Annotated in this window: 17 protein-coding genes; 6 read left to right on the top strand and 11 right to left on the bottom strand. The window is 41.2% G+C overall.

From position 1 onward, the window contains the following. Positions 1-22: 22 nt before the first annotated feature. Together ESA94_RS07720 and ESA94_RS07725 are read right to left on the bottom strand one after the other, a co-directional pair. Complete coding sequence (locus ESA94_RS07720) at positions 23-1,132, bottom strand: PA0069 family radical SAM protein (protein WP_129130311.1); 1,110 nt, start codon at positions 1,130-1,132, stop codon at positions 23-25. Between the two features lie 158 nt (positions 1,133-1,290). Beyond that, positions 1,291-1,914 carry a 2'-5' RNA ligase family protein gene (locus tag ESA94_RS07725; protein ID WP_129130312.1) on the bottom strand — a complete coding sequence of 208 codons (624 nt, stop codon included), beginning with the start codon at positions 1,912-1,914 and terminating at the stop codon, positions 1,291-1,293. Positions 1,915-2,215: 301 nt separating this feature from the next. Here ESA94_RS07725 and ESA94_RS07730 point away from each other — a divergent pair, with 301 nt between their 5' ends. The 3 genes from ESA94_RS07730 to ESA94_RS07740 are packed head-to-tail and all read left to right on the top strand — an operon-like array spanning position 2,216 to position 4,564. Beyond that, complete coding sequence (locus tag ESA94_RS07730; protein ID WP_129130313.1) at positions 2,216-2,650, top strand: LexA family protein; 435 nt, start codon at positions 2,216-2,218, stop codon at positions 2,648-2,650. A 58-nt stretch (positions 2,651-2,708) separates the two neighbouring features. Next, complete coding sequence (tnpA, locus tag ESA94_RS07735) at positions 2,709-3,152, top strand: IS200/IS605 family transposase (RefSeq protein WP_129130314.1); 444 nt, start codon at positions 2,709-2,711, stop codon at positions 3,150-3,152. A 29-nt stretch (positions 3,153-3,181) separates the two neighbouring features. Further along, complete coding sequence (locus ESA94_RS07740; protein ID WP_129130315.1) at positions 3,182-4,564, top strand: Y-family DNA polymerase; 1,383 nt, start codon at positions 3,182-3,184, stop codon at positions 4,562-4,564. 1 nt (position 4,565) lies between these two features. On the opposite strand, the gene ESA94_RS07745 is transcribed toward ESA94_RS07740, so the two are convergent. Beyond that, the gene (locus ESA94_RS07745) at positions 4,566-5,564 is read right to left on the bottom strand and encodes a DUF72 domain-containing protein (protein WP_240671010.1); all 999 of its coding nucleotides are present in this window, start codon (positions 5,562-5,564) and stop codon (positions 4,566-4,568) included. A 2-nt stretch (positions 5,565-5,566) separates the two neighbouring features. Here ESA94_RS07745 and ESA94_RS07750 point away from each other — a divergent pair, with 2 nt between their 5' ends. Next, positions 5,567-7,108 (top strand): sulfatase family protein, encoded by a 1,542-nt coding sequence (locus ESA94_RS07750; protein WP_129130316.1) that lies wholly within the window; start codon positions 5,567-5,569, stop codon positions 7,106-7,108. On the opposite strand, the gene ESA94_RS07755 is transcribed toward ESA94_RS07750, so the two are convergent. Both ESA94_RS07755 and ESA94_RS07760 read right to left on the bottom strand, forming a co-directional pair. Beyond that, positions 7,081-7,485, bottom strand: a complete 405-nt coding sequence (locus ESA94_RS07755) for a DUF779 domain-containing protein (protein ID WP_129130317.1) — start codon at positions 7,483-7,485, stop codon at positions 7,081-7,083. The genes ESA94_RS07750 and ESA94_RS07755 overlap by 28 nt on opposite strands. Before the next feature lie 78 nt (positions 7,486-7,563). Continuing rightward, complete coding sequence (locus tag ESA94_RS07760; protein ID WP_129130318.1) at positions 7,564-9,096, bottom strand: aldehyde dehydrogenase family protein; 1,533 nt, start codon at positions 9,094-9,096, stop codon at positions 7,564-7,566. Between the two features lie 155 nt (positions 9,097-9,251). Here ESA94_RS07760 and ESA94_RS07765 point away from each other — a divergent pair, with 155 nt between their 5' ends. Next, positions 9,252-10,193 carry an AraC family transcriptional regulator gene (locus ESA94_RS07765; RefSeq protein WP_129130319.1) on the top strand — a complete coding sequence of 314 codons (942 nt, stop codon included), beginning with the start codon at positions 9,252-9,254 and terminating at the stop codon, positions 10,191-10,193. On the opposite strand, the gene ESA94_RS07770 is transcribed toward ESA94_RS07765, so the two are convergent. Together ESA94_RS07770 and ESA94_RS07775 are read right to left on the bottom strand one after the other, a co-directional pair. Beyond that, positions 10,190-12,799 carry an MGH1-like glycoside hydrolase domain-containing protein gene (locus ESA94_RS07770; RefSeq protein WP_129130320.1) on the bottom strand — a complete coding sequence of 870 codons (2,610 nt, stop codon included), beginning with the start codon at positions 12,797-12,799 and terminating at the stop codon, positions 10,190-10,192. The two genes, ESA94_RS07765 and ESA94_RS07770, sit on opposite strands and share 4 nt — an antisense overlap. 185 nt (positions 12,800-12,984) lie before the next feature. Then, positions 12,985-13,791: an N-acetylmuramoyl-L-alanine amidase gene (locus tag ESA94_RS07775; protein ID WP_129130321.1), complete on the bottom strand. Its 807-nt coding sequence runs from the start codon at positions 13,789-13,791 to the stop codon at positions 12,985-12,987. Between the two features lie 139 nt (positions 13,792-13,930). Between ESA94_RS07775 and ESA94_RS07780 the strand changes: the two genes are divergently transcribed. Beyond that, positions 13,931-14,521, top strand: a complete 591-nt coding sequence (locus tag ESA94_RS07780) for a WG repeat-containing protein (protein WP_129130322.1) — start codon at positions 13,931-13,933, stop codon at positions 14,519-14,521. Between the two features lie 44 nt (positions 14,522-14,565). Here the strand turns inward: ESA94_RS07780 and ESA94_RS07785 are convergent, their stop codons facing one another. From ESA94_RS07785 to ESA94_RS07800, 4 genes are all read right to left on the bottom strand, one after another. After that, the gene (locus ESA94_RS07785) at positions 14,566-17,925 is read right to left on the bottom strand and encodes a methylmalonyl-CoA mutase family protein (protein ID WP_129130323.1); all 3,360 of its coding nucleotides are present in this window, start codon (positions 17,923-17,925) and stop codon (positions 14,566-14,568) included. Positions 17,926-18,039: 114 nt separating this feature from the next. Next, on the bottom strand, positions 18,040-19,389 hold the full coding sequence (locus tag ESA94_RS07790) for a RagB/SusD family nutrient uptake outer membrane protein (RefSeq protein ID WP_129130324.1): 1,350 nt from the start codon (positions 19,387-19,389) through the stop codon (positions 18,040-18,042). Between the two features lie 19 nt (positions 19,390-19,408). Beyond that, entirely contained in the window at positions 19,409-22,498 is a 3,090-nt protein-coding gene (locus tag ESA94_RS07795) for a SusC/RagA family TonB-linked outer membrane protein (protein ID WP_129130325.1), read from the bottom strand. Positions 22,499-22,906: 408 nt separating this feature from the next. After that, a complete protein-coding gene (locus ESA94_RS07800; RefSeq protein WP_129130326.1) occupies positions 22,907-24,403 on the bottom strand; it encodes a RagB/SusD family nutrient uptake outer membrane protein in 1,497 nt (498 codons plus the stop codon). Positions 24,404-24,415 lie beyond the last annotated feature (12 nt).

Genomic DNA, 24,415 nt, shown 5'->3' on the forward strand with positions numbered 1-24,415 from the left:
TGAAATATAGCAAATTGCTTTTTCAAAACAAACTCGTCTGCATACCCGGCCGCCGAAACTTTGTTCTGTCCAAACTCCATTCTTCTGCATTCATACCATAGAGCTTTCCATATTTTTTATACTGTTGTGCCACCAGTTGGGCAATAGGTCCTTCGCCACGCATACGCACACCCCATCGTGTATCGTTCACCTGTCCATCATGACTGTGTTCAATATGATGCCATACTTTATCGGCACGGTCGGGAAAGTTTTTATACAACCAATCGTGAAATAAAAATTTGATGGCGCCATTCAACCGAATAAAGGTGTAAGCCGTGAATGTTGCACCGTTGTCTCTTGCTGCTTTCATGATGCGTTGCATTTCATGTTCGTTCAAGCCGGGTATCATGGGTCCCATCATAATTCCCATGCGCACACCTGCACTGCTGAGTTCGTTGATCACTTTCAGTTTTTGTTTGGCGGTTACCGTACGTGGTTCCATTACTCTTCGCAGATCTTCGTTGAACGATGTAATGGACACCATGGCCGATACAATATTCTTCTTCCCCATTTCCTGCAACACATCTTTATCTTTCAGTATCCATGCATTTTTGGTGAGGATGCCAACAGGTTGATTAAACTCGTTGCATACTTCCAACAATCCTCTTGTCAACCGATAGGTTTGTTCGGCCGGTTGATAACAATCGGTGTTACCGCTGAGCATGATGGGTGTAGCATCCCACTTGGGATGCATTAAAAATTTTCGCAGCAGCTGCGGTGCATTTTTTTTGATAAGAATTTTTTGCTCAAAGTCCATACCTGCACTATAACCCCAGTACTCATGCACATTGCGTGCATAACAGTAAATGCAACCATGTTCGCAACCGGCATAAGGGTTCATACTGTAGCTCATGCCTACATCGGGGCTTTCCACTTTATTGACAATTGTTTTGGGATGAACTTCGATGTATTGTGTTTTCAATTCACGTTCTTCCCAATCGTCGATGCCTTCGATGTGTTCTTTGGTTACTTCGTTTTTTAAAAAGCGGTTCTTGGTGTTGAACTGTGCGCCACGGCCTGCATGATAAGGCTGTGTTTCGTCAGCATCTTTTGGTTTTACTTTATAATGATCCTGTTGTAGTTTCTCTGACATGATGTTTTGTTTGAACCACGGAGACACAAAGACACGGAGATACTCAAAGTACAATGCTCTGTGTACACTGTGTCTCTGTGGTTAATAAAAGATGAATAGTATTGTTGGACGTACAAGTGTGCGACGCAACAATAGTTTAATAGTAGCACCAGCGGCGACTACATAAATAACTCTCCCTGTTTGGTTGTAACAGCAAGGTTTTGAAATTCAAGCCGGCGTACGATCTGGTAACGTTGTTCACCCAAGGGGCGCTTTAACAACAACATTCCATCGGCAATAAAACGCCCGGTGAAATGTTTGTGACTGTATTCGAGCCAGCCCTTTTCGTATTGCCAGGGTTGCAGCTTGCGTGCAATGGTTAAGTGTGGTTCAAGAATGAAATGTGGTTTATTATCGTCGTTGAGTTTCATCAGTCGTTGTGCCTCGGTGCGAATGGTTTTTACCAATGATTGTATGGGCAGCTTACTCACTACGTTGATGTAAATGGTATGCGAAGGAAAACTGCCGTAATCCTTCAACTCCACTTTAATGGGATGAAAACCCATAGCGATCATGTTGAGCCGGTTCACCAATCGCTCTTCCATTAATTCGTATTGCAGAAAGTTGGCGAGTGTAATATGTGGCTTGCCCCATTTTGCATGATCGGATTTGTATTTCTCTGCAAATGCATTTTTTTCTTTTAGAATACGCTGCCATAATTCTTCATACGGACTTAATACCAACAGGTACTCATAAATTCTGTAACCGGGAATGGTGGCTGTTGTGATTGACTGTAATTGCATAACAAACAATTTTAGATTTTTGATTGACGATTGCTAATGTGCAAACACATTGCTCACTGTTGCATTGATCGTTTCGTTCAATACATTGCTGTGTGCAAATGATGCACAAAAATTCCGGCTTGTTTGTAGAGTAGGTCAATCAGCTTGCTGACTGATGAGTGAGTTTGAAGTACCGCAGCTGGAAAAAATATTTTGCCGAACTGCACTACTAAATTACTAAAAATTTTAGCTTTACCAAACTTTCTTACGAACCCAGACATACTTTTTTATTCACACTCCTGCCGGAGATAAACTCTTTTTTATGGATGGGGAAGATTTTTTTGGCGCCGCTTATAAAGGCAGCAAACAGTTTACACAACAACAGGTGCGTACCGCAAATGCTACGGGCTTTGGTGCAGCCGCCGATGATTATGCTGAACGTGGTATTGACTTGAATGAACAGCTGATTAAAAACAAGCCGGCTACGTTCTTTTTTAAAATGAAAGGTGATGCCATGGAACAGGCGGGCATTTTTGATGGTGATATTTTAATTGTTGACCGCTCATTGAAATTAGTGAATGGAAAAATTATTGTCGCTGTGCTGAATGGTGAATTGCTGGTGCGAAGATTTCATAAAAATTTTTCATCGGAATTTTTGATTGCAGAAAATGGGCGATACAAAAACATTAACCTGGCAGAGTTTGATGATTTTAAAATGTGGGGAGTTGTTGTTCATTCAATCAGGTCTCTGGGTTGAAACCCAGAGCTAGTCATAACTTGCCCTGGCCTTCAGGCCAGGGTATAAAAGCATTCTTATGTCAATGATCAAAATATGGATTCATTTAGTGTGGGCTACCAAGAGTAGAAAACCATTACTTGATAAAAACATTCGACAGAAAGTGTGGCAACACATGCGAACCAATGCGCAGGAAAAACAGATTCATATTGATTTTATTAACGGGTATGTGGATCATGTGCACATACTTCTTTCTTTAAATGCAGATCAAACAATTGCAAAGACTGTGCAGTTGATCAAAGGCGAAAGTTCGTTCTGGATCAATAAAAACAATCTGTGCAATGAAAAATTTGAATGGCAGGATGACTATTTCGCTGTATCGGTAAGTGAATCCGGTGTAAATGTGGTGCGGGAATATATCAAGAACCAGGAAGAGCATCATGCAAAGAAAACATTTCAACAGGAGTATGATGAGTTTATGAAGAAATATGGCTTCCTGTTAATCAAAGATTCCCAGGGCTAAAGCCCAGGGCAAGTCAAAAAATAATAAATATGCAACAACACGCAGAGGTTATTGACTTGCTCCAGCCTGAAGGCTGGAGATACAAAAATGAAAAGGACACAATGGGCTTTAGCCCATGTTCCGGCAGCATGTACGCCATTGTTGATTGCAACAATTTCTATTGTTCCTGCGAGCGTTTATTCAAACCTCATCTCGATAACAAACCTGTTGTTGTACTCAGCAACAACGATGGATGTATTATTTCACGCAGTGATGAAGCAAAAGCATTGGGTGTGGATATGGCCGGGCCTTACTTTATGGCGAAGCCATTAATCAAAAAACATGATGTGGCTGTGTTCAGCAGTAACTATAATTTGTATGGCGATCTGAGTATGCGGGTGATGGATACCTTGCGCAGCATCATTGGCGAACAGAATGTAGAAGTGTATTCAGTAGATGAGGCATTTGTTGACCTCAGCATTTTTCCAACAGATGACCTGGAACGCATTGCACGTGATATGCGGGAAAGAGTAGAACAATGGACAGGCATTAAAGTTTCCATTGGTGTGGCTCCAACAAAAGTGCTGGCCAAGCTTGCCAATCGCTTATCGAAAAAATATAAAAAAGAAACGGAGTGTGTGCTGGTGCTCGATACCGAAGAAAAAATAAGAAAGGGATTAGAGCAAACACCTGTAGGTGATATCTGGGGTGTGGGTTATCAGTATGCGCAGAAACTAAAAGAGCAATGGTTTATTGATGATGCGTTGCAGTTAAGTAAAATGAGCGAAGAGTTCGGCCGTTTGCATTTAGGGGGTGTAGTTGGTGTGCGGCTGATCCGTGAACTGAACGGTATTGCATCGAAAGACATGGAAGATGAACTTGTAACAAAAAAGATGATCGCTACCACACGCATGTTCGGCAGCCCGGTTGGTGATATCAATGCTATTAAAGAGGCCGTTGCTACCTATACATCAAGGGCTGCCGAAAAATTACGGCGACAGTACAGTGCCGCCAACTTCATCAGTGTGTTTGTGGTAACAAAAGATCAGAATCATAACCTGAATTTTAAACGGGGTGGAACCATTAGTTCTTACGCTACGCTACCGGTTGCAACTTCGTTTACCAACGAACTCATTAAACCTGCAGTGGCATTGGTTGATAAGCTTTACGAGAAAGGACAACTGTACAAAAAAGCAGGTGTGATGTTGAGTGGTCTTGTACCTGATGCATCGATTCAAGGCAATTTATTTTTGCCTGAAACAAAAAACAATGGACGACTGTTAATGGATATGATCGACAATATCAATTTCAGTCAACGGGATGATGTATTGAAGTTTGCTGCCAGCGGCACAACAAGAGACTGGAAGATGCGACAGGAATTACGCAGTCCACGCTATACCACACGATGGGAAGAGTTGTATGAAGTGAGGTGAGTTAAAAATCTTTATCAAACAAACCCCGCTGCTTCGGTTTTGGTTTTTGCGAAACACCTCCTTCAATAAACTTCGGCTTGATTAGGTTCAATCCCATTTCTTTATTCATCTTGTCAATCAGATAAACCGTCAGCTCAGGTGATGTTGCTTCATCGTGCATGTGCATAAAGAAATACGTTTCTTCAATACCCTGCTGCAGCCAATACTTCATCCGTTCAATCCATGCATCGCATCGGGGATAATCAGATTTATGCAGACTGTTGCCTACATAACGAATGAATACTTTCGGTACGGTTACATGCATGTGTGCACAATCTCTGCGGCCTGCTGTATCGGTAATAACTGCACCGATGTTCATTTGTTTTAGTGTAGCGAAAAGTTCGTTGCGGATATCTTCTTTAGCAAACCAATCAGGATGGCGTACTTCTAAAAAGAATTGCAGGTCTTTCGGCAGCGAAGCCATATAATCGAACAACTCTGTTTTACGTTTTGGTGAAAAGGTATCACTCACCTGCACGAAGATGGGACCAAGATGTTCTTCAAAACCAACAATACCCCGAAAAAATTCATTCGTAATAAAATCTTTTCCTTTCAAACTGCCACGATGTGTAACGCCTTGATACATCTTAGGACAAAATTTAAAATCCATGCCTTTTGCTTTCTCTGCCCATTTGCGGATGCCCACTTCGCCATACACTTTGTAATGTGTTGTATTTAACTCAATGCAATTGTAATGCTGCACATAGTGCTGCAAAAAATCTTTCTCTTTTGTTTTTGGCGGGTAGATCTTACCCACCCATTCTGTTCGTCCCCACTTGGCACAACCCACATATACTTTTGCATCTTTCACGGCTTTTCCATTCAATACTGTTTTATTAAACACAGGTTCAGCAGGCAGAGAAAAATCAATGCTGTCCAGTTCATGTTCATCAACACGTCCAAATTCCATGAGGCGATCTTTTTTCAAATCTACATATCCTGCAACTATTGTAACTTTCACCCATGCGATTTTTATTCTTTCTTTTGCTTTGCTGCCAGTCTGCGTTTGCACAACAACCGAATATCATTTATATCATGAGCGATGATCATGACAACGATGCCATCAGTGCATACAACAAACAGTTTATTCATACGCCCAATATCGACCGGCTTGCAAAAGAAGGCATTCGTTTCGACAGGGCATTTGTCGGAAATTCTATTTGCAGCCCTGCAAGAGCTACCTTACTTACAGGTCAGCACTCGCATAAAAATGCTGTAAAAGATAATCATACTAGATTCGACTCTTCAAAAATTACCATGCCGCATTTACTGCAGCAGGCAGGTTATCAAACTGCGCTTACAGGAAAATGGCATTTGCATTCCTATCCATCAGGGTTTGATTATTGGAAGATACTACCCGGCCAGGGACGTTATTATGATCCGTTAATGATCACCATGAAAGGCGATACAATCGTTGAAAATGGATATGCTACAGATGTGATCACAGATGATGCCCTTCATTGGCTCGATCAAAGAGATAAGAAAAAACCATTTTTATTATTACTGCACCATAAAGCACCACATCGAAACTGGGTGCCACGTTTAAAACATTTGTTGATCACATCAAAACAGGTTTTTCCTGAACCGCCAACTTTATATGCAAACATGACCAAGCATGGTAAAGCATGGCAGGGGCAGAAAATGAGTATTCTGAATGATATGGAATTAGTGGTTGATTTGAAAATAGATCCTGCATATTTTGAAAACATACCTGAATTAAAACCAAATCCTTCCTACAAGAGAGATTACAACTTCATCTTTAATCACATTTCTGAAGAGGAACAGAAAGGATTAAAAGAAATTTATGCAGAGCGTGGCAAATTGCTGCAACAGCATTATAAAGACAAGCGAAAATTACTTGCATTAAAATATCAATGGTACATGCAGGATTATATGGCTTGTGTTGCGTCTGTTGATGAAAATATCGGAAGACTGCTTGAATACTTAGATAAAAACGGTTTGGCAAAAAATACATTAGTGATGTATACAGGCGACCAGGGATTTTATCTTGGCGAAAACGGATGGTTTGATAAACGCTGGATGTATGATGTATCGTTACAGGCTCCTTTACTCATGCGTTGGCCTGAAAAAATAAAACCGGGAACTGTTTCAAATGAACTGGTGCAAAACATTGACTTTGCACCAACCATTATGGATGCTGCCACCGGCAAGGTACCCGCATGGATGCAGGGAATAAGTCTGCAATCACACATCTCCGGCAAACAAAAAAAGTTAAACCGGAAATATCTCTACTATCATTATTACGAATACCCGATCGATCATTATGTATTACCACATGTTGGCATAAGAGGAGAAGATTATAAGCTGATCTATTTCTATACAGTCAACGAATGGGAATTATATGATCTGAAAAAAGATCCTCAGGAACAAACCAATCTCATCAACTCAACTGCACATCAAGCCATCATCAAACAATTAAAAACTGAATTGCTGAAGTTGAGAGATCAATACGATGATCATGAACCTGCAGGTGAGTTACGATAAACTGTTTCTACCTGCAACAATGGTTGCAGGTTTTCCAGCTCCTCATCTGTAAACAATCTCGATTCAATAAAAAAACGTACACCCAGTGGTATTTCCAATGAAAAACTGCTGCCTCTGCCCGGTGTAACGTTTAATATCAGTTGCGTGTGTTTCCAGTATTCAAATTGATCGGCACTCATATAAAATCTGCAACCTTCTACTTCACCTAAACAAACATCACTGCCGCCCACACGAAATTCACCATCGTTAAAACACATCGGCTGACTGCCATCGCAACAGCCTCCACTCTGGTGAAACATTAACGGACCATGCATTTCTTTTAAGCGTGCTATTAAATCGTTTGCTGCTGTTGTTGTAACAATACGTGGTATCTGCATAAAAAAAGTTTAAAAGAAAACAGCGGCACAAGGCCGCCGTTTCTGATTCTGCCATTTACGACTTGCCCACTTGCTATTTTAAAAAAACCCTAATTTCTGTTTGTTGTAAGAAACAAGCATGTTCTTGGTTTGGCGATAATGATTCAACATCATCTTATGTGTTTCTCTGCCAAAGCCGGATTTTTTGTAACCACCAAACGGTGCATGTGCAGGATAAGCATGATAACAGTTTACCCAAACACGACCTGCCTGTATTGCTCTCGGCACCTGGTATAATTCATGTGCATCACGTGTCCACACACCGGCGCCTAAACCATACAATGTATCGTTGGCAATGGCAATTGCTTCTTCAGTTGTTTTAAATGTTGTAACCGATGTAACAGGTCCAAAAATTTCTTCCTGGAAAATGCGCATCTTGTTATGACCTCTGAAGATGGTTGGCTTAATGTAATAGCCATGTTCCAATCCGCTGTTCTGGTGAAATGCTTCACCACCGCATAACACTTCTGCACCTTCCTGTTTACCGATATCGAGATAGCTGAGAATTTTTTTATACTGATCTTCCGATGCCTGTGCTCCCATCATTACTGTTGAATCGAGTGGGTTACCCATCTTAATTGCTTTGGTGCGTTGAATAACACGACTCATAAATTTCTCATAGATGTTTTCATGCACCAGTATGCGTGAAGGACAGGTACATACTTCGCCCTGGTTCAATGCAAACAGCACTGCACCTTCCACTGCCTTATCAAAAAAATCATCATCTGCATCTGCTACCGATTCAAAGAAAATGTTCGGACTCTTTCCGCCGAGTTCCATGGTAACGGGAATTAAGTTTTCCGATGCGTATTGCATAATTAAACGACCGGTTGTGGTTTCGCCGGTAAAAGCAACTTTCTGTATGCGTGGAGAAGTGGCGAGTGGTTTTCCTGCTTCGGGGCCGAAGCCTGTTACAATGTTGAGTACGCCTTTTGGTAAGATATCGCCGATGAGTTCCATGAGGCACATGATGCTGGTTGGTGTTTGTTCAGCCGGTTTTACAACTACGGTACATCCTGCTGCGAGTGCCGGTGCAATTTTCCAGGCGGCCATCAGTAGCGGAAAGTTCCAGGGAATAATTTGTCCGACGACACCGATGGGTTCATGCAGATTAATACTGACCGTTGTTTCATCATGCTCACTCACCGAACCTTCTTCGCTGCGGATAACGCCGGCGAAATAACGGAAATGATCCACCACCAATGGAAGATCAGCTGCTTTTGTTTCACGCAATGCTTTGCCGTTATCAATGGTTTCAACAATGGCGAGGTATTCAAGATTGTCTTCAATTACCTGGGCAATTTTCAACATCAGGTTACTTCTGTATGCGGCGGCTGTTTTACTCCATGTTTGAAATGCTTCAGTTGCAGCATCAATTGCTTTTTCAATATCCTTAGCATTTCCCCTCGCTGCCTGTGTAAATACTTTGGCGTCAAGCGGTGAAATATTATCAAAATATTCACCACTTGAAGGAGCTACCCATTCGCCCCCGATGTAATGATCGTATTTCGATTTGAATGCTGGTCTTGCTGCGACATTCGTTTTAGGTGCAGCGGCTGTGATTGTACTCATGGTGCAAGCTGTTTAATCGTTAAATAATAAACCGAACTTCCAAATTCAGTTTTTCAAAGCGCCGCACTTTTGTATTTTTTTGTAGCACAATTGTACCAAAGCTGCTTGCTGCTGCATACGATTTTTGTAATTTCAGTAACAGAAACAATCACCACTTGCCAGTTAAAAATTATCTGCATAAGATCGATTTAACTCAGCCCAAACAGTTGCAAACACTGGTGGAGAATCGCCGTGTGTTTAACCTGCAGAACTGTGAACTGAATGTGTTTGAAAGTTACCAGGAAGCTTACCGTGTACCGCTTACCTTTCATGATCTTGTGATTACAAGTATGGTGCGTGGTAAAAAAGTAATGCACCTGTTTGATAAGCCCAGCTTTGATTATTTACCCGGCGAAACAGTTATTGTGCCTGCCGATGAAACAATGGTGATTGATTTCCCAGAGGCAGAGGCCGATAAGCCAACACAATGCATTGCATTGGCAGTTGATGCACGTTATGTAAACAACACCATTCAGTATTTAGATAATTATTACAACAGTGATCCCGATACGGAACATAACTGGAAACTGCAGTTCAATCAATATCATTTCGCCAATGAAAATGAAGTCACCGATCTCATCAACAAACTCATTCGTGTGTGCAGTGGTGGCGATAAAGCAAAAAATATTTATGCTGATCTGAACCTGAAAGAATTACTGATTCGCTTAATGCAAAGCCAGCACCTGTTACAGGTGAGCAGTGAAAGTGGTGAATGGAACAACCACAGCAGACTGCATCATATTCTGCATTACATCAATGATAATCTCACAGAGAAAATTGCAGTTGACACACTCAGTCGCAAAGCATACATGAGCCGCAACGATTTTTTCCGTTGGTTTAAAGAACAGTTTGGTATTACTCCGCTTGAATACATCAACCGTGAACGTATTAAACTCGCCAAACAATTATTGATCGATCCAAAGAACACCGTTACATCGGTTGCTATGCAATGCGGCTTTACCGATGTAAATTATTTTGTTCGGTTGTTCCGCAAAGCGGAAGGCATTACTCCCGGTGCTTACCAAAGCTGTTCGTTACAACACAATCTTTCTGCTTAACTAAACTCGTACAGGAGTTCAGCGATCAATGCCGTCCAACCCGTTTGATGACTGGCGCCTAATCCTTTTCCACTATCGCCATGAAAATATTCGTAAAAAAGAATCAGCTCTTCGTTGCCCGGTTGTTTGTAAAACCAGTTGTAAGTTTCATGGCTTCTGCGTTCACCTTTTGCATCTAAGCCAAGCAGATTGATGTTACGATAGGCTAACTCTTTCGCCACATCACGCAGGTTCAGGTAATTTTTTGAACCGGTTGGATATTCCACTTTCACCGAATCGCCATAAAAATCACCAAACTCTTTAATGGCCTGAATGGTTAAGAAGTTCAATGGAATCCATACCGGGCCACGCCAGTTACTGTTACCACCAAACATATCACTTGTACTATCGCCGGGATCGTATTGAATAGAATAAGTATGCCCATCGATCACAACTGAATAAGGATTCTTTTCATGATCTTTTGATAATGCACGGATTCCGCCTACGGATAAAAATTCTGCTTCATCAAGCAAGCGTGTAAGAATTGCCAGCAAACGTTCACGTGGTACGAGTGAGATCAATATTTCTTCGCTATCACTTTTCTCTTCGTTTGGCCAGAAACGGTTTTTCGATTTACGATAGTTCTCAAACCAGTTGATGCGCTTTTTAAAATCACGCAAACGGGTAAGACTGTTTTTGTGAATGGTTGATACTGCGAACAAACTGGTCAACCCCACTGCTGATTTTATTCGCAATGGCTGATGACTGCCATCGTGCATCACCAACACATCGTAATAGAATTTATCTTCTTCGTTCCATGTATGTTGCTCGTTGAGTGCTTCTGCGATCAATACAAAATGTTCAAAGAAACGTGTAGCTGTATCTTCAAACGAATCGTCGTACATCGCAATTTCCAAAGCAATGTCCATCATGTTGAGTGCATACATGCCCATCCATGCAGTACCATCGGCTTGTTCCAGTTGATGATTGCCCGGAATATGATGGCTACGATTGAACACGCCGATATTATCCAAACCAAGGAAGCCACCCTGGAATAAATTATTTCCGTTTTCATCTTTACGATTGATCCACCATGTGAAGTTGATCAACAGTTTTTGAAAGATGCGTTTAAGAAATTGCACATCACCTTTGCCTGTACGTTTCTTTTCAATATTGTACACATACCAAGCTGCTGTTGCATGCACCGGCGGATTCACATCGCCAAAATTCCATTCATAGGCAGGTAACTGTCCATCAGGTTTCATGTACCACTCACGCATAATGAGCAACAGCTGATGTTTTGCAAACACCGGATCAATAGCTGCCATGGCAATACATTGAAACGCCAGATCCCATGCTGCATACCATGGGTATTCCCATTTGTCGGGCATAGAAATAACATCGGCATTTTTTAAATGCACCCAATCGTGGTTACGACCGTACTTCTTACCATTGTTTACAGGAGTAATGCCGTCGGTTCCGTTGATCCATTGCTCCACATCAAACGCATAAAACTGTTTGCTCCATAACAAACCTGCATACGCCTGTCTTGAAATACGTTTCTGATCGTCGCTGAGCGAAGAGGGTGTGATGGCATTGTAATATTCATCTGCCTCTTGCTTTCGTTGATCGAAGATGTGTGTAAACCCATCATAAAAAGCATTGTCAACATAACCATCCACTAACCGGCAGTAAATGGTTTTTGTGTCGCCTGCTTTTATATTCAAATCATACACCGCTGCACACTTGGTACCGTTCTTCCGCTCTCTTAATTTTTTCTTGTGCTTATTGTTGATCACTGCTTCATGAAATGCATCTTTTACAAAAACGCTTTGGTTTGCAGTGCCGTTGAATTTTTCTTTATTGGTTTCGTTTTCGGTAAACCACAAATCATCTGCATCGGTAAAATAAAAATAGTAATCGCCCAAACGATTGTACCAGGCATGCACACAATAATTGTTTACATACTCCAGCACAGGTTTTATCTGCTTCTCATCGGTGCTCCACTTGTTCGAAAACCAAAGCGTAGGCAATACGGTAATATCTGCCGGGCGGTGGTAACGGTTGGTAATATCGATCTTAATGAACACATCGTTACTGTGCTGTTTCGCATACGTCACCTTTACATCGAAATAATGATTGTTCTTAAACGCAGATGTATCGAGTATTTCATATTCCGGTTCGTGGCGGTTACGTTTTTTGTTTTCTTCATACAGTTTTTTGTAAGGAAACAAACTCTGCGGATACTTATACAGATACTCCATGTAGTAATGCGATGGAAGATTGTCGAGATAGTAATACAACTCTTTTACATCTTCGCCATGATTACCACTGTAGTTGCCCAAACCAAATAAGCGTTCTTTTAAAATAGGATCTTTCCCATTCCACAAAGCCACACAAAAACAGAGGTTCTGAAAATAATCGGAGATACCTGCCAACCCATCTTCACCCCACATATACGAACGGAAATGCGAATGTTCGAAAGGAAAATAACCCCATGCATCGCCATGTTCCCCATAATCTTCACGCACTGTTCCCCATTGACGTTCGCTGAGGTAAGGCCCCCAACGTTCGAGTGGAACAGTTTTATTTGCATTATCTAAAAGTCGTTGTTGTTCTGCTGTCATACTTTTTTGTTTATCCGATGTTTTCAGGTGGTACAGGAATTACCAAAGCGGCAATATATTTTATTCTGCAGTTTAAATAAATGTAAAACTGCATTGCAAACGTTTCCTGTTGCAATCTTTTTAAATATGGAAGCAAAAGCAATTACAAAAGATCATTCAATACGAATGACCGGAGTTACTTAAAGTTACAGGTATTTTTTGTGGAGTTGATAAAGCACTTTTGTTGCTTCAGGCGTCATTCCACGGGTGGTATCCATCATAAAATGACGTTTAAAGCCAACAATGGCCGCTGAAGAATCTTTAATATCGTAACCCACCAAACGGATAGCAGTAAGATAATCGAATGCTTCGGGAACCTGCACATTGGCCGTATCACTCCACCACAAACCAAACCCTTTTTCGCTCAATGTTTTCCAGGGAAAGCGCCAGTTGGGATCGTTCTTTCTTGTTGGGGCAATATCGCCATGGCCAATAAAATTAGCAGCAGGAATATTGAATGACTTCTTCAAACGCTCCAGCAATAAGTTCAAGCTGCTGATCTGTCGCTCATCAAAATATTCAAACCCGTTATTGTCTAACTCAATACCAATGCTGTTTGAATTAATATCGGTTGCGTTTCCCCATTTGCTTATGCCTGCATGATGTGCCCTTAAATAATCGTTGAGCATATGAAACACGGTTCCATCTCTGCAGATCACATAATGTGCACTCACTTGCGTACGTGGAAGTGTAAAAGTCTTTAATGTCTGTTCGCAACTGTTTTGTGCGGTGTGATGAATGATGACAAAATTTGGCCTTCGCATCGATAGGTTGGTAGTGCCAACAAAATAAGGCGCATTGTTCACCGAATCCTGCAACGGGTATTGCTGCAAGAGTTTTGCAAATGCTTTGCTTTGCTTTTTGTACGATTTATTCGTGGCCTTGTATGGATTGTTCGAACAGCTCCCCGCCAGCAAAAGCAGCGCAGGCAGCAGCACATACAGTTTTCTCATGCCGGCAATTTAACCCATTTCGCCCAAACGCTCTTTTTCTGTCCATGATCATTCCTTGTTCTGCCTGCTATCATAGATTTTTCCTGTGTAGCTATCTACCTTGTTCATACGATTTACTCACTATCAAAATATATGAACAATGAAAAAGTATTTCTTCTTATTCATGCTGTTCATTGCGCTCGACACAACTGCACAGAGCTGGACAAAAGATTACGATTATGTGGATGAATTTGCATCTGGATTGGCAAAAGTTACAAAAGGAAGCAAGTATGGTTATGTAAACAAACAAGGTGTGCTGGTTGTACCACTCATTTATGAAGAAGCAATGACCTTACGTGAAGGCAAAGCCACCGTAAAAAAAGATGGCAAATGGGGTTATATTGATTCTACCGGCAAAGAGGTAGAAGAATTTAAGTATGAAGATGCCGGCTGTTTCCGTGACAGTTTAGCTGTTGTGAAGTTGCATGGGAAATACGGTTTTGTAGATCACAATTTTAAAGTGGTTATTCCATTTAATTTTGAATCGGCCCGTGGATTTTCTGAAGGATTGGCACCTGTATCGAACAGCAAAGGATTATGGGGTTACATTAACAGAAAAGGAAACCTGGTATTCGAATACCAATACAATTTCGCTGATTTCTTTGTAGAAGGTCAGGCACGTGTTATGAAAAACGGCAACCTGATCATGATCGATAAAAAAGGGAAAGAAGTAAAAGAGAATGAACAATGATGTTTCAATAAAAGAAAGGCGCTCCATTGAGCGCCTTTCTTTTATTACATGTTTCTGCGATACTGACCGCCTACTTCATAAAGAGCATGTGTGATTTGTCCGAGTGAACAGTACTTCGCCGTTTCCATTAGCTGTGCAAAAATGTTACCGTTGCTTACGGCTACCTGTTTCAGTTTTTTCAACTCATCGTTACAACGATCTTCATTGCGTTTCCAAAATGCCTGCAGGTTGCTGATCTGTTGTTCTTTTTCTTCGGTTGTACTGCGTATCACTTCGCCGGGAATAGTTGTTGGACTTCCATTTTTGTTGAGAAAGGTATTTACACCAACAATGGGTAATTCACCTGTATGTTTCTGATGTTCGTAATACAAACTCTCTTCCTGAATTTTATTGCGTTGATACATGCGCTCCATTGAACCTAACACACCGCCACGCTCGGTAATGCGGTTGAATTCATTCATCACTGCATCTTCAACCAGATCCGTTAACTCTTCAATTAAAAATGCACCTTGATTTGGATTTTCATTCTTTGCTGTACCAAGTTCCCTGTTAATGATCAATTGAATGGCCATTGCACGACGCACACTTTCTTCCGTTGGTGTGGTGATAGCTTCATCGTATGCATTTGTATGAAGTGAATTACAGTTATCATAAATCGCATACAAAGCCTGCAGTGTAGTACGTATATCGTTGAAGTCAATTTCCTGCGCATGCAAACTTCTTCCTGATGTTTGAATATGATATTTCAACATCTGGCTGCGTTTGTTGGCTTTGTATTTATACTTCATCGACTTTGCCCAGATCTTTCTTGCAACGCGGCCAATTACACTGTACTCCGGATCCATGCCGTTGCTGAAGAAGAAAGAAAGGTTTGGTGCAAAATCATCAATGTTCATTCCACGGCTGAGATAGTATTCAACGTACGTAAATCCATTCGCCAACGTGAATGCTAATTGTGTGATGGGGTTTGCACCTGCTTCTGCAATATGATAGCCGCTGATGCTGACGCTGTAAAAATTGCGAACGTTCTGCTCAATAAAATATTCCTGCACATCACCCATCAGTTTTAACGCAAACTCTGTGGAGAAGATGCAGGTGTTTTGCGCCTGGTCTTCTTTTAAAATATCGGCCTGCACTGTTCCTCTTACTTGCTGCAATGCTGTTTGGCGACATTGTTCATATACATCAGCTGGCAATACTTCATTACCGCTTAAACCAAGCAAACGTAAGCCAAGACCATTGTTACCCGATGGCAATTCATTTGGTGAAGATGTGTTGTTGTAAGATGGTTTTACAGAAGTACCATATTTTTTCTCGAATGCCTCATCAACTAATTGTTGTTGACCATTCGCTTCAATCCATTTCTCACATTGCTGATCGATTGCTGTGTTCATAAAGAACGCCAGCAACATCGGAGCCGGACCATTGATGGTCATACTCACCGATGTTTTCGGATCGCAAAGATCAAACCCGCTGTAGAGTTTTTTTGCATCATCAACAGTTGCAATACTTACACCGCTGTTACCTACTTTACCGTAAATGTCCGGACGATGCGCAGGATCTTCACCATATAACGTTACACTGTCGAATGCAGTTGATAAACGTTTCGCCGGTTGATCAAGTGATACGTAGTGAAAGCGTTTGTTGGTGCGTTCAGGTCCACCTTCGCCTGCAAACATTCTTGTTGGATCTTCGCCTTCACGTTTCAATGGAAACACACCAGCTGCAAACGGAAAACTGCCCGGCACATTTTCCTGCGCCTGCCATTTCAATAAATCGCCCCAGTCTTTATACTTCGGCAATACTACTTTTGGAATACGTGATCCACTTAAGCTGGTGCTGAACAATGGTTGCTTAATTACTTTATCACGCACTTTGTATTCATAAAAATCCTGCTGATAAGCTTTTATTTTTTCAGGCCAGTGTGCAATGAGTTTTTTTGCAACAGGTGTTTGTTGTTCGGTGAGTTGTTGAATTTGTTTGTCCAGTTCATCAATAACTGATGATGGTGCTTTAGCCGCAGCCAATGTTTGTTTAGCACCCTGCAACTGGTAAATTTTTGATGCGATTGCTGCCTGGTCTTCCACCAGTTGATTATAGTCTTTAATGGTTTCAGCAATTTCGCTGAGGTAACGCACACGTGCAGGTGGAATGATGAGTGATTTGCTCACTGTATCCTTATGTGCCACATGTTCAACAGCAGCAAACTTTGTATTGGTTTTTGTTTCAACTGCATGAACAATTTTTTCAAACAATTCGTTTACGCCTGCATCATTGAACTGCGACGCAATGGTACCAACGATCGGCAATTCATCATCCTTCGCCATAAATAGTTGATGATTACGTTTGTATTGTTTGCGTACATCGGCCAATGCATCTAATGCGCCTGCTTTATCAAATTTGTTGATGGCAATTACATCGGCATAATCAAGCATATTGATCTTTTCCAATTGCGATGCAGCTCCGTATTCAGGAGTCATCACATACAAACTCACATTGCAGTAATCGAGAATTGATGCATCGCTTTGTCCAACACCGGCACTTTCCAGAATAATAAAATCAAAGCCTGCTTCTTTACAAATGTCGATGGCTTCCTGCACATGCACACTCAATGCTTTATCACTTTCTCTCGTTGCCAGGCTACGCATGTAAGCACGTGGACTGGAGATGGAGTTCATACGGATACGATCGCCCAGCAATGCACCACCAGTTTTTTTCTTCGATGGATCAACAGAAATAACAGCAATGGTTTTATCGGTGAACGCATTCAAATAACGACGAACGATTTCATCTGTAACGGATGATTTACCTGCGCCGCCGGTGCCAGTGATACCGAGGACGGGGATCGCAACTGACCTCTGAGGATTGACGACTGACGACAGCCCGTTTTCTGCATTCGTGATCTTGCGTGCAATCCTGCGTACATCTTTCAATTCACCTAAGGTCATTGGTGTTTTGTAATCGCCAGTTCCATTGAGTGAAATATCGCATTGTCTGATAACATCTTCGATCATTCCTTCAAGTCCCATATGTCGTCCATCATCAGGCGAATAAATTCTGGTGATGCCATATTGATGCAGTTCTTCAATTTCATCGGGCAAGATTGTTCCGCCACCACCGCCGAAGATCTTGATGTGGCCGCACCCGTTTTCTTCAAGTAAGTCTTTCATGTATTTGAAAAACTCCACATGCCCACCTTGATAGGATGTGATAGCAATACCCTGTGCATCTTCTTCAATAGCCGCTTCTACAATTTCAAGCACGCTGCGGTTATGACCAAGATGAATAATTTCTGCGCCTTTGCTCTGCATAATGCGGCGCATGATGTTAATAGCAGCATCATGACCATCGAACAAACTGGCGGCGGTAACAATGCGAACTTTATTGGAAGGAGAATAATTCATACAAACAATAGATAACTAACAAGTGTTGGCAAAAATAATCAATTCCAGTGCAAGGTAAGTGCAAAAAAAAATGCTCCCATTAGGGGAGCATTTTTAAACTTGTCATCAGCTGTATTAGTAACCTGCGTTTTGCGTCAGGTTCGGATTTGTATTCAATTCACGGAAAGGAATAGGAAATACAAGACGATTGTCAGTAGACGGTCTGCCGTTTACAGTTTCGCCCAAACGCTTGGCATCATGTACACGGAAACCTTCATTCGCCAGTTCCAATCTTCTTTCCAACAGAATATTTGCCAATGTTACAGAACCAACATATACCGGAGCACCTGCACGTGTACGGATACGGTTGATATCGTTTAATGGTGTATCACCTGTTGTAGTTGATAAGCGCTGGTTACACTCTGCACGAATAAGGTACAGCTCGGCTAGGCGAATCACTTTTACATTCTTAAATACATCTCTCCATTTACCACTTCTCCAATCACCCGCAAAATCGTAAAAGAAATCTTTGCGCTGGTCTACTAAAGGATAAAGATTAAGATGTGCCTGTAAAATCACAATATCACCATCACGACCACCAAATGGAGGTACTGAGTAGAATGTATGGCAGTTGTTAACACCATCCTGATCACTTACAACAATTGCTAATACATCTTCAGTTGTATATGCTGCATTATTAAATGCACCGGCATAAGAACCAACCAGGCTAAAGTTACCGGCAGCTGCGGTAATACCAGTATTTGCTGCGTCACGTGCTCCTGCATAATTACCCATTTGTAAGTATGTACGGGCAAGCATTGTTGCAGCCGCAACTTTACCTGCATATACACCATTTTTATTCGGTAAGAGGTTTACAGCTTCGGTTAAGTCGGCAACCACCTGTGTATAACATTCTGCTACAGTATTGCGTGCTGGGAAGTTTACATCGCTGAGACCTTCTGTAGGTGTAGTGCGTATAATAACACCAGCGTTTGAAGCCGGAGTACCGTCGTTGTATGCTTTTGCGAAAAATCTTGTTAACTCCAGCAAAACAGTACCACGAATAAACAATGCTTCACCTTTTACTTTGTTACGGTCTGCAGCATTTACCTTGTCAATATTTGCAATAACGTTGTTTGCAACATTGATTGTTCGGTAACCGGCAGCCCACATGTTCAATATAACAGGGTTGGTTGTAAGCATAGAGTTACCATACACTTCCCTGTATGTATTAAATGTACCAGTCCAGTTCAGTTCACCGGATGCCGCCATCAGATCGCCAAAAATCTGAATATCGCCACCATAAAGATTACCGGAACTTAACGCATCGTAGGCACCTAACAATACCTGCTTCACATTAGCGTCGTTTGATAATGCAAGATCGTTACCAATAGCCTGAGGATTGGGAAGATCTAATTTTTTATTACAGGCAGTAAACAATGTACCGGCTGTAATAAGTATAAATGAATATTTAAATAGTTTCATATTGATCAGTTTTTTAAGATTAGAAGCCAATGTTTAAACCAAATGTTACTGAGCGGATTTGTGGAGCAGCATAGAAATCGCCACCCTGGTTAATATTACCTGCTCTGTAATCTGTATTTACTTCAGGGTCCCAACCTGTGTATTTAGTCCAGGTAACCAGGTTTACACCGGTAACATAAGCTCTTACAGAACTGAGTTTAATTTTATTTAATACGGAAGAAGGGAGATTGTACGCTAACGTGAGGTTTTTTAAACGAACATAACTAGCATCTTCCATATACTGTGTTGAAACGCCTGGAGAAGCAAAATCACCAAACCAGTTCAAACGGGCTTCGGGTATATTGGTTATATCACCCGGCTTTTTCCATCTGTTCAGCTGATCTCTTGTTTGGTTATCGAACCAGTCGCCACGTGCACTCATAAAGCCACCGGCACCGTTCACTACTTCGTAATCAAATACTCCCTGAAACAATACGCTTAATTCAAATCCTTTGTAAGTAAATGTGTTTGTAACACCGCCAAACCATTTTGGATTTGGATCGCCAACAGTAAAGTTGCCGGCAGCATTGTAATCGTTCGTGGTTGTTTTACCGTCTTGTTCATAATAAAGTGCATCACCATTTGCAGGATCAACACCTGCATAGCGGGGGCCATAATGAACACCTATGGGTTGACCAACGATCAAAGCATTCATATAACGACCATCGTTAAACGAAAGCGTATCCTGCTGTCCATCGATGTTTAACACAGTGTTTTTATTGTATGCAAGGTTGAAGCTTGTTGTCCATCTGAAGTCACGAACATTCATATTCGTTGTGTTCAATGTAAACTCAATTCCCTTGTTTTCCATTTCACCAATATTACTGAGGATGCTTGCAAAACCAGAAGTTAAAGGAAGAGGGTATTGATAAATAAATCCTTTCCCATTTTTTGCGGAGCGCTTGTTGTACACATCAACCTCAAAAACAAGTTTGTTATTGAGTATACCTAATTCAAAACCCGCATCAAACTGATTGGTAGTTTCCCAGGTTAACAAGTCGTTTTGGAGCGATCCCGGTGCAATACTTGCAACGCCTGCATAACGGCCAGTTCCATAAACACCTCTCCAGCCATAAGGATCAAAACCCTGAGAGTTACCGAGGCTACCATAACTTGCACGTAATTTCAAAAAGCTAATGGCCTTACTGTTTCGGAGGAAAGCTTCTTCACTTACAACCCAACCAACTGACGCTGCGGGGAAGAAACCATAACGCTTTTTATCACCAAATACAGATGCACCATCTATACGGCCACTTAAGCCGATTAAATATCTGTCGCTGAATTTATAATTCAATCTTCCGAAATAAGATAACAACGCAAACTCAGTTAATGCCGATGCACCTCCTGTAATGTTTGCAGCGTTTGCAACATTTCTTAAATCATCATTTGCATATTGCTGCCCTTCAACACTTGCTGTATTATTAGTTTGACTTTCAAATGCCATACCTAGTGTTGCATCAACCTCATGCTTCTCCTTGATATTGGTAACGTAATTAAAATAATTGTTAGTCGTGTAACGTACACTTCTTAACCAGTCTGAATTACCAACACCATTCGTACCTTGTCCTGTAATGGTACGACGGCCATAGAATGAGTTATCGTTTTGAGTAAGCACATCCAACCCATATTCGGAACGGAAGTTAAGACCCTTAATAATATTTAACTGACCATAAACGGTGCTGATGTTACGGAAAGTTGTAGAAACGTAAGAAGCATTCTCAGTTTCAATTAAAGGGTTGTAATAAGTAGTGGTGGGTCGATCAAAAAGCTGACCTTGATTATTCCGTACCGGTGTAATTGGCGCCAGTGCCACAATTTGCATAGGAGTGTTAAAGAGATTATCTGCACCAACACGTCGTGCTTCCGAACGGGCGATGGTACTATTTACACCTACTTTCAGTCGGCTATTTAATTCCTGATCGAGATTAATACGTCCTGAATAACGTTTGAAATTATTGTAAAACAAAATACCATCCTGATCGTTGTAAGATCCACTGATGAAGTATTTAGTTTTTTCTGAACCTCCTGAAGCTGATGCTTCAATTATTTTTGTTTGTGCTTTCTGGAATGCAAGATCTTCCCAATTTGTATTAACAGTATCTGCTCTCCAGTTTGCACCACCTGTAGTTAAACCGCTATACCTGTTAAAACGGCCTTCAACAATACCGGTCATGTAAGTGATTGCTGCGGCTTCGCTTGAAAAACCAGCCCAATTTCCTCCTCTGTTATAATGATACTTTGCACTGTTAACTGCAGCTTCACGGAAGAACTCAAGATATTCAGTTGAGTTCATAAACCCTCTTTTATTCGTGGGTTCATTTGTACCGTACTGCATATTTACATTAAATTTTGCCTTACCTGCTTTACCTTTTTTAGTAGTGATGATTACAACACCATTACCACCACGAGAACCGTAGATAGCAGTTGCTGCTGCATCTTTTAAGATTTCGAACGATTCAACATCATTAAAGTTGATATCGGCTAAAGCATTACCTGATAATGTTCCGGTGTTAATTACGATACCATCAACAACGTATAACGGTTGATTGGATGCACTTACAGAAGCGGCGCCTCTGATGCGCACTTTAATACCTTCTCCCACTTTACCGTTATTTGCCTCAATCAAAACACCTGCAGCTCTACCTTGCACACCTTGTAAGAAATTCGGAACCGGCGTATTTGCGACATCAGAACCTTTTACCCGTGAAATAGAAGTGGTAAGATCTCTTTTTACTGTTTGACCGTAACCAACAACCAATACTTCACTTAAATTGGTAGTGCCGGGATTTAATGTAACTGAAACATCACCGCCAGTTACACTGATCTCCTGGTCTTCGTAACCAACAGAAGAAATTTGAAGCACAGCGCTGTTACCCGAAAAAGAAATTTTGAAGGTGCCGTCACTTGCCGTTGTAGTAACCTTACTGGAACCTTTTACTTTAACGGTTACACCTGGAAGTGGAGAACCATCTTTTGCATCGGTGATTTTTCCTGTTACATCTTTAGTTTGTGCCCAAACCTGACATAACGACAATAGGAGCACTATTGTCAATCCTAACAATTTTCTCATTTTTTACTTGTTTTGGTTTGATAATTAGGAGTATATAAATTCTTATTCTCACCTGTGTAGACAGAAAAAGCAATGTATTTGCTGCTTATCTCTTTAACAGGTTAAAAAGCTATTCGATTGCCAAAGGCAATTCTCTGCATTTTATCTTCTATTGCAGCGTATTCAATAGTGGTTGTTGGGAATAATTCCGGTGCATTAATTATACCTAAAAGAGCACCTGGTCTTAATAGCAGTATTGTTATGATCGAATAGGCATTTTGCAAAACTGCTCCGAAATTTACAAAAGGTGAATAAATCATATTGGGTTGATGTTAGTAACAAGTACAACTAAAAGTAATTAATTCTTCAATAAAGCCGAAACAAAAAATGCTCCCTCTGGAGGGAGCATTTATGATTATAAAAACTTGCTTAGTTGTAACCAGGATTTTGAACCATGTTCGGATTTGCATTTCTGATCTGTTCATGTATTGGCAACGCCCACTCTCTGTCGGTTGGAGCAAGCGAACAATCACCAGCTGCAGAAACAGAAGTACCACAAACACTTCCACGTTGAATTGTACGTGTTGTACGTTTCAGATCGAAGAAACGATGTCCTTCACCAACCAGCTCTCTTCTTCTTTCATCTGCAATTGCATTGATCAATGCAGTTCCCGAAAGCACAACAGGAACATAGCCCGATATACGAGCAGCTCTTAAGTTGTTCAGATCAGCCAAGGCAGCTACTTCGTTAGTGCCGCCTAAACGTGCATTTGCTTCTGCCCGGATAAGATACATTTCACCACTTCTGATTGCAGGAAAGTTTGCATTACCATCTGTTGCAGTTCCTTTTCCTTTATATTTCGTAAGCCCAAGTCCCCCCGTTCCAACAGGAGTAAAGTAAGCGCTGTAGCGGATATCATTGTTTTGAATAAGACCTGAAGTTCCTGCAACAGTTGCAACTTCAGGAGCGGGACGGAAATAATTTCTAGAACTTGTAACAAAATAAACCAGGAATGTAGGACCGCTTTGACCGGCTTCAAACTGTACGTTCCAGATAATTTCTCCACGACTGGTTTGATTATACATACCTGAGAATGCTGCCTGTGTATTGGCTAAGGGACGCCCGTTCAATGCATTTGTTGCAGCCGTTACAGCCTCTGCCCAGTTACCCGCATATAAATGAATGCGAGCCTGTATTGCATATGCTGCATTAAGATCAAGATACGGGCGGGTTAAACCACTTGCAGTATTGATTGCCTGATCGATATTTCCTAACAGCGTAATCGCCTGTCCAATATCAGCCAGCAACTTATCGTAATAATCTTTGTTTGAAAGACGTGATGGTTTTAATGCAGACGATACAGTAAATTCTGTTGTATAACCTAATGCCAATGCCGTTGTACTGTTTCGGTCGAAACTTGTACCAAAATAACGGAACAGATCAAAATGAGCTAATGCACGAATTGCATATGCTTGTCCTTTAATTCTGTTTGCCTTTAATTGATTAGTTGAGTTTGTAAATTTATCAACATCACGCAAAACAATATTTGCTACTGCAATTGTATTGTATGGTGCCTGGTATAAATTATAAACCTGTCCTGTTGATTGGTTGTAGATCCAATCGGCCATAGCACGTGAGTTAGCCAGAGTTTCTGAAGTAACTTCGTACAGGTTATCGCTCAACACATCCGGCATTAAAGCCCAGCCAGCACCCGTACCGCTTCCCGATCCGTAATAATCAGCTGCACGGAAACGTGAATAAGCTCCTGTTAATACCTCTTCAACCTGCTTCATACTGGAAGGATTTTCCAATGCATCCAATGAAAACTCAGGCGTAAGTTCAATTACTTCTTTTTTGGTGCAAGCCTGCAACGTTGCAACTGCAGCAAAAACAATTAATGCTTTCTTTATAGTTAAATATTTCATGTTACTTTTTTT

The sequence above is a fragment of the Lacibacter luteus genome (assembly GCF_004118265.1).
Lineage (GTDB): Bacteria > Bacteroidota > Bacteroidia > Chitinophagales > Chitinophagaceae > Lacibacter > Lacibacter luteus.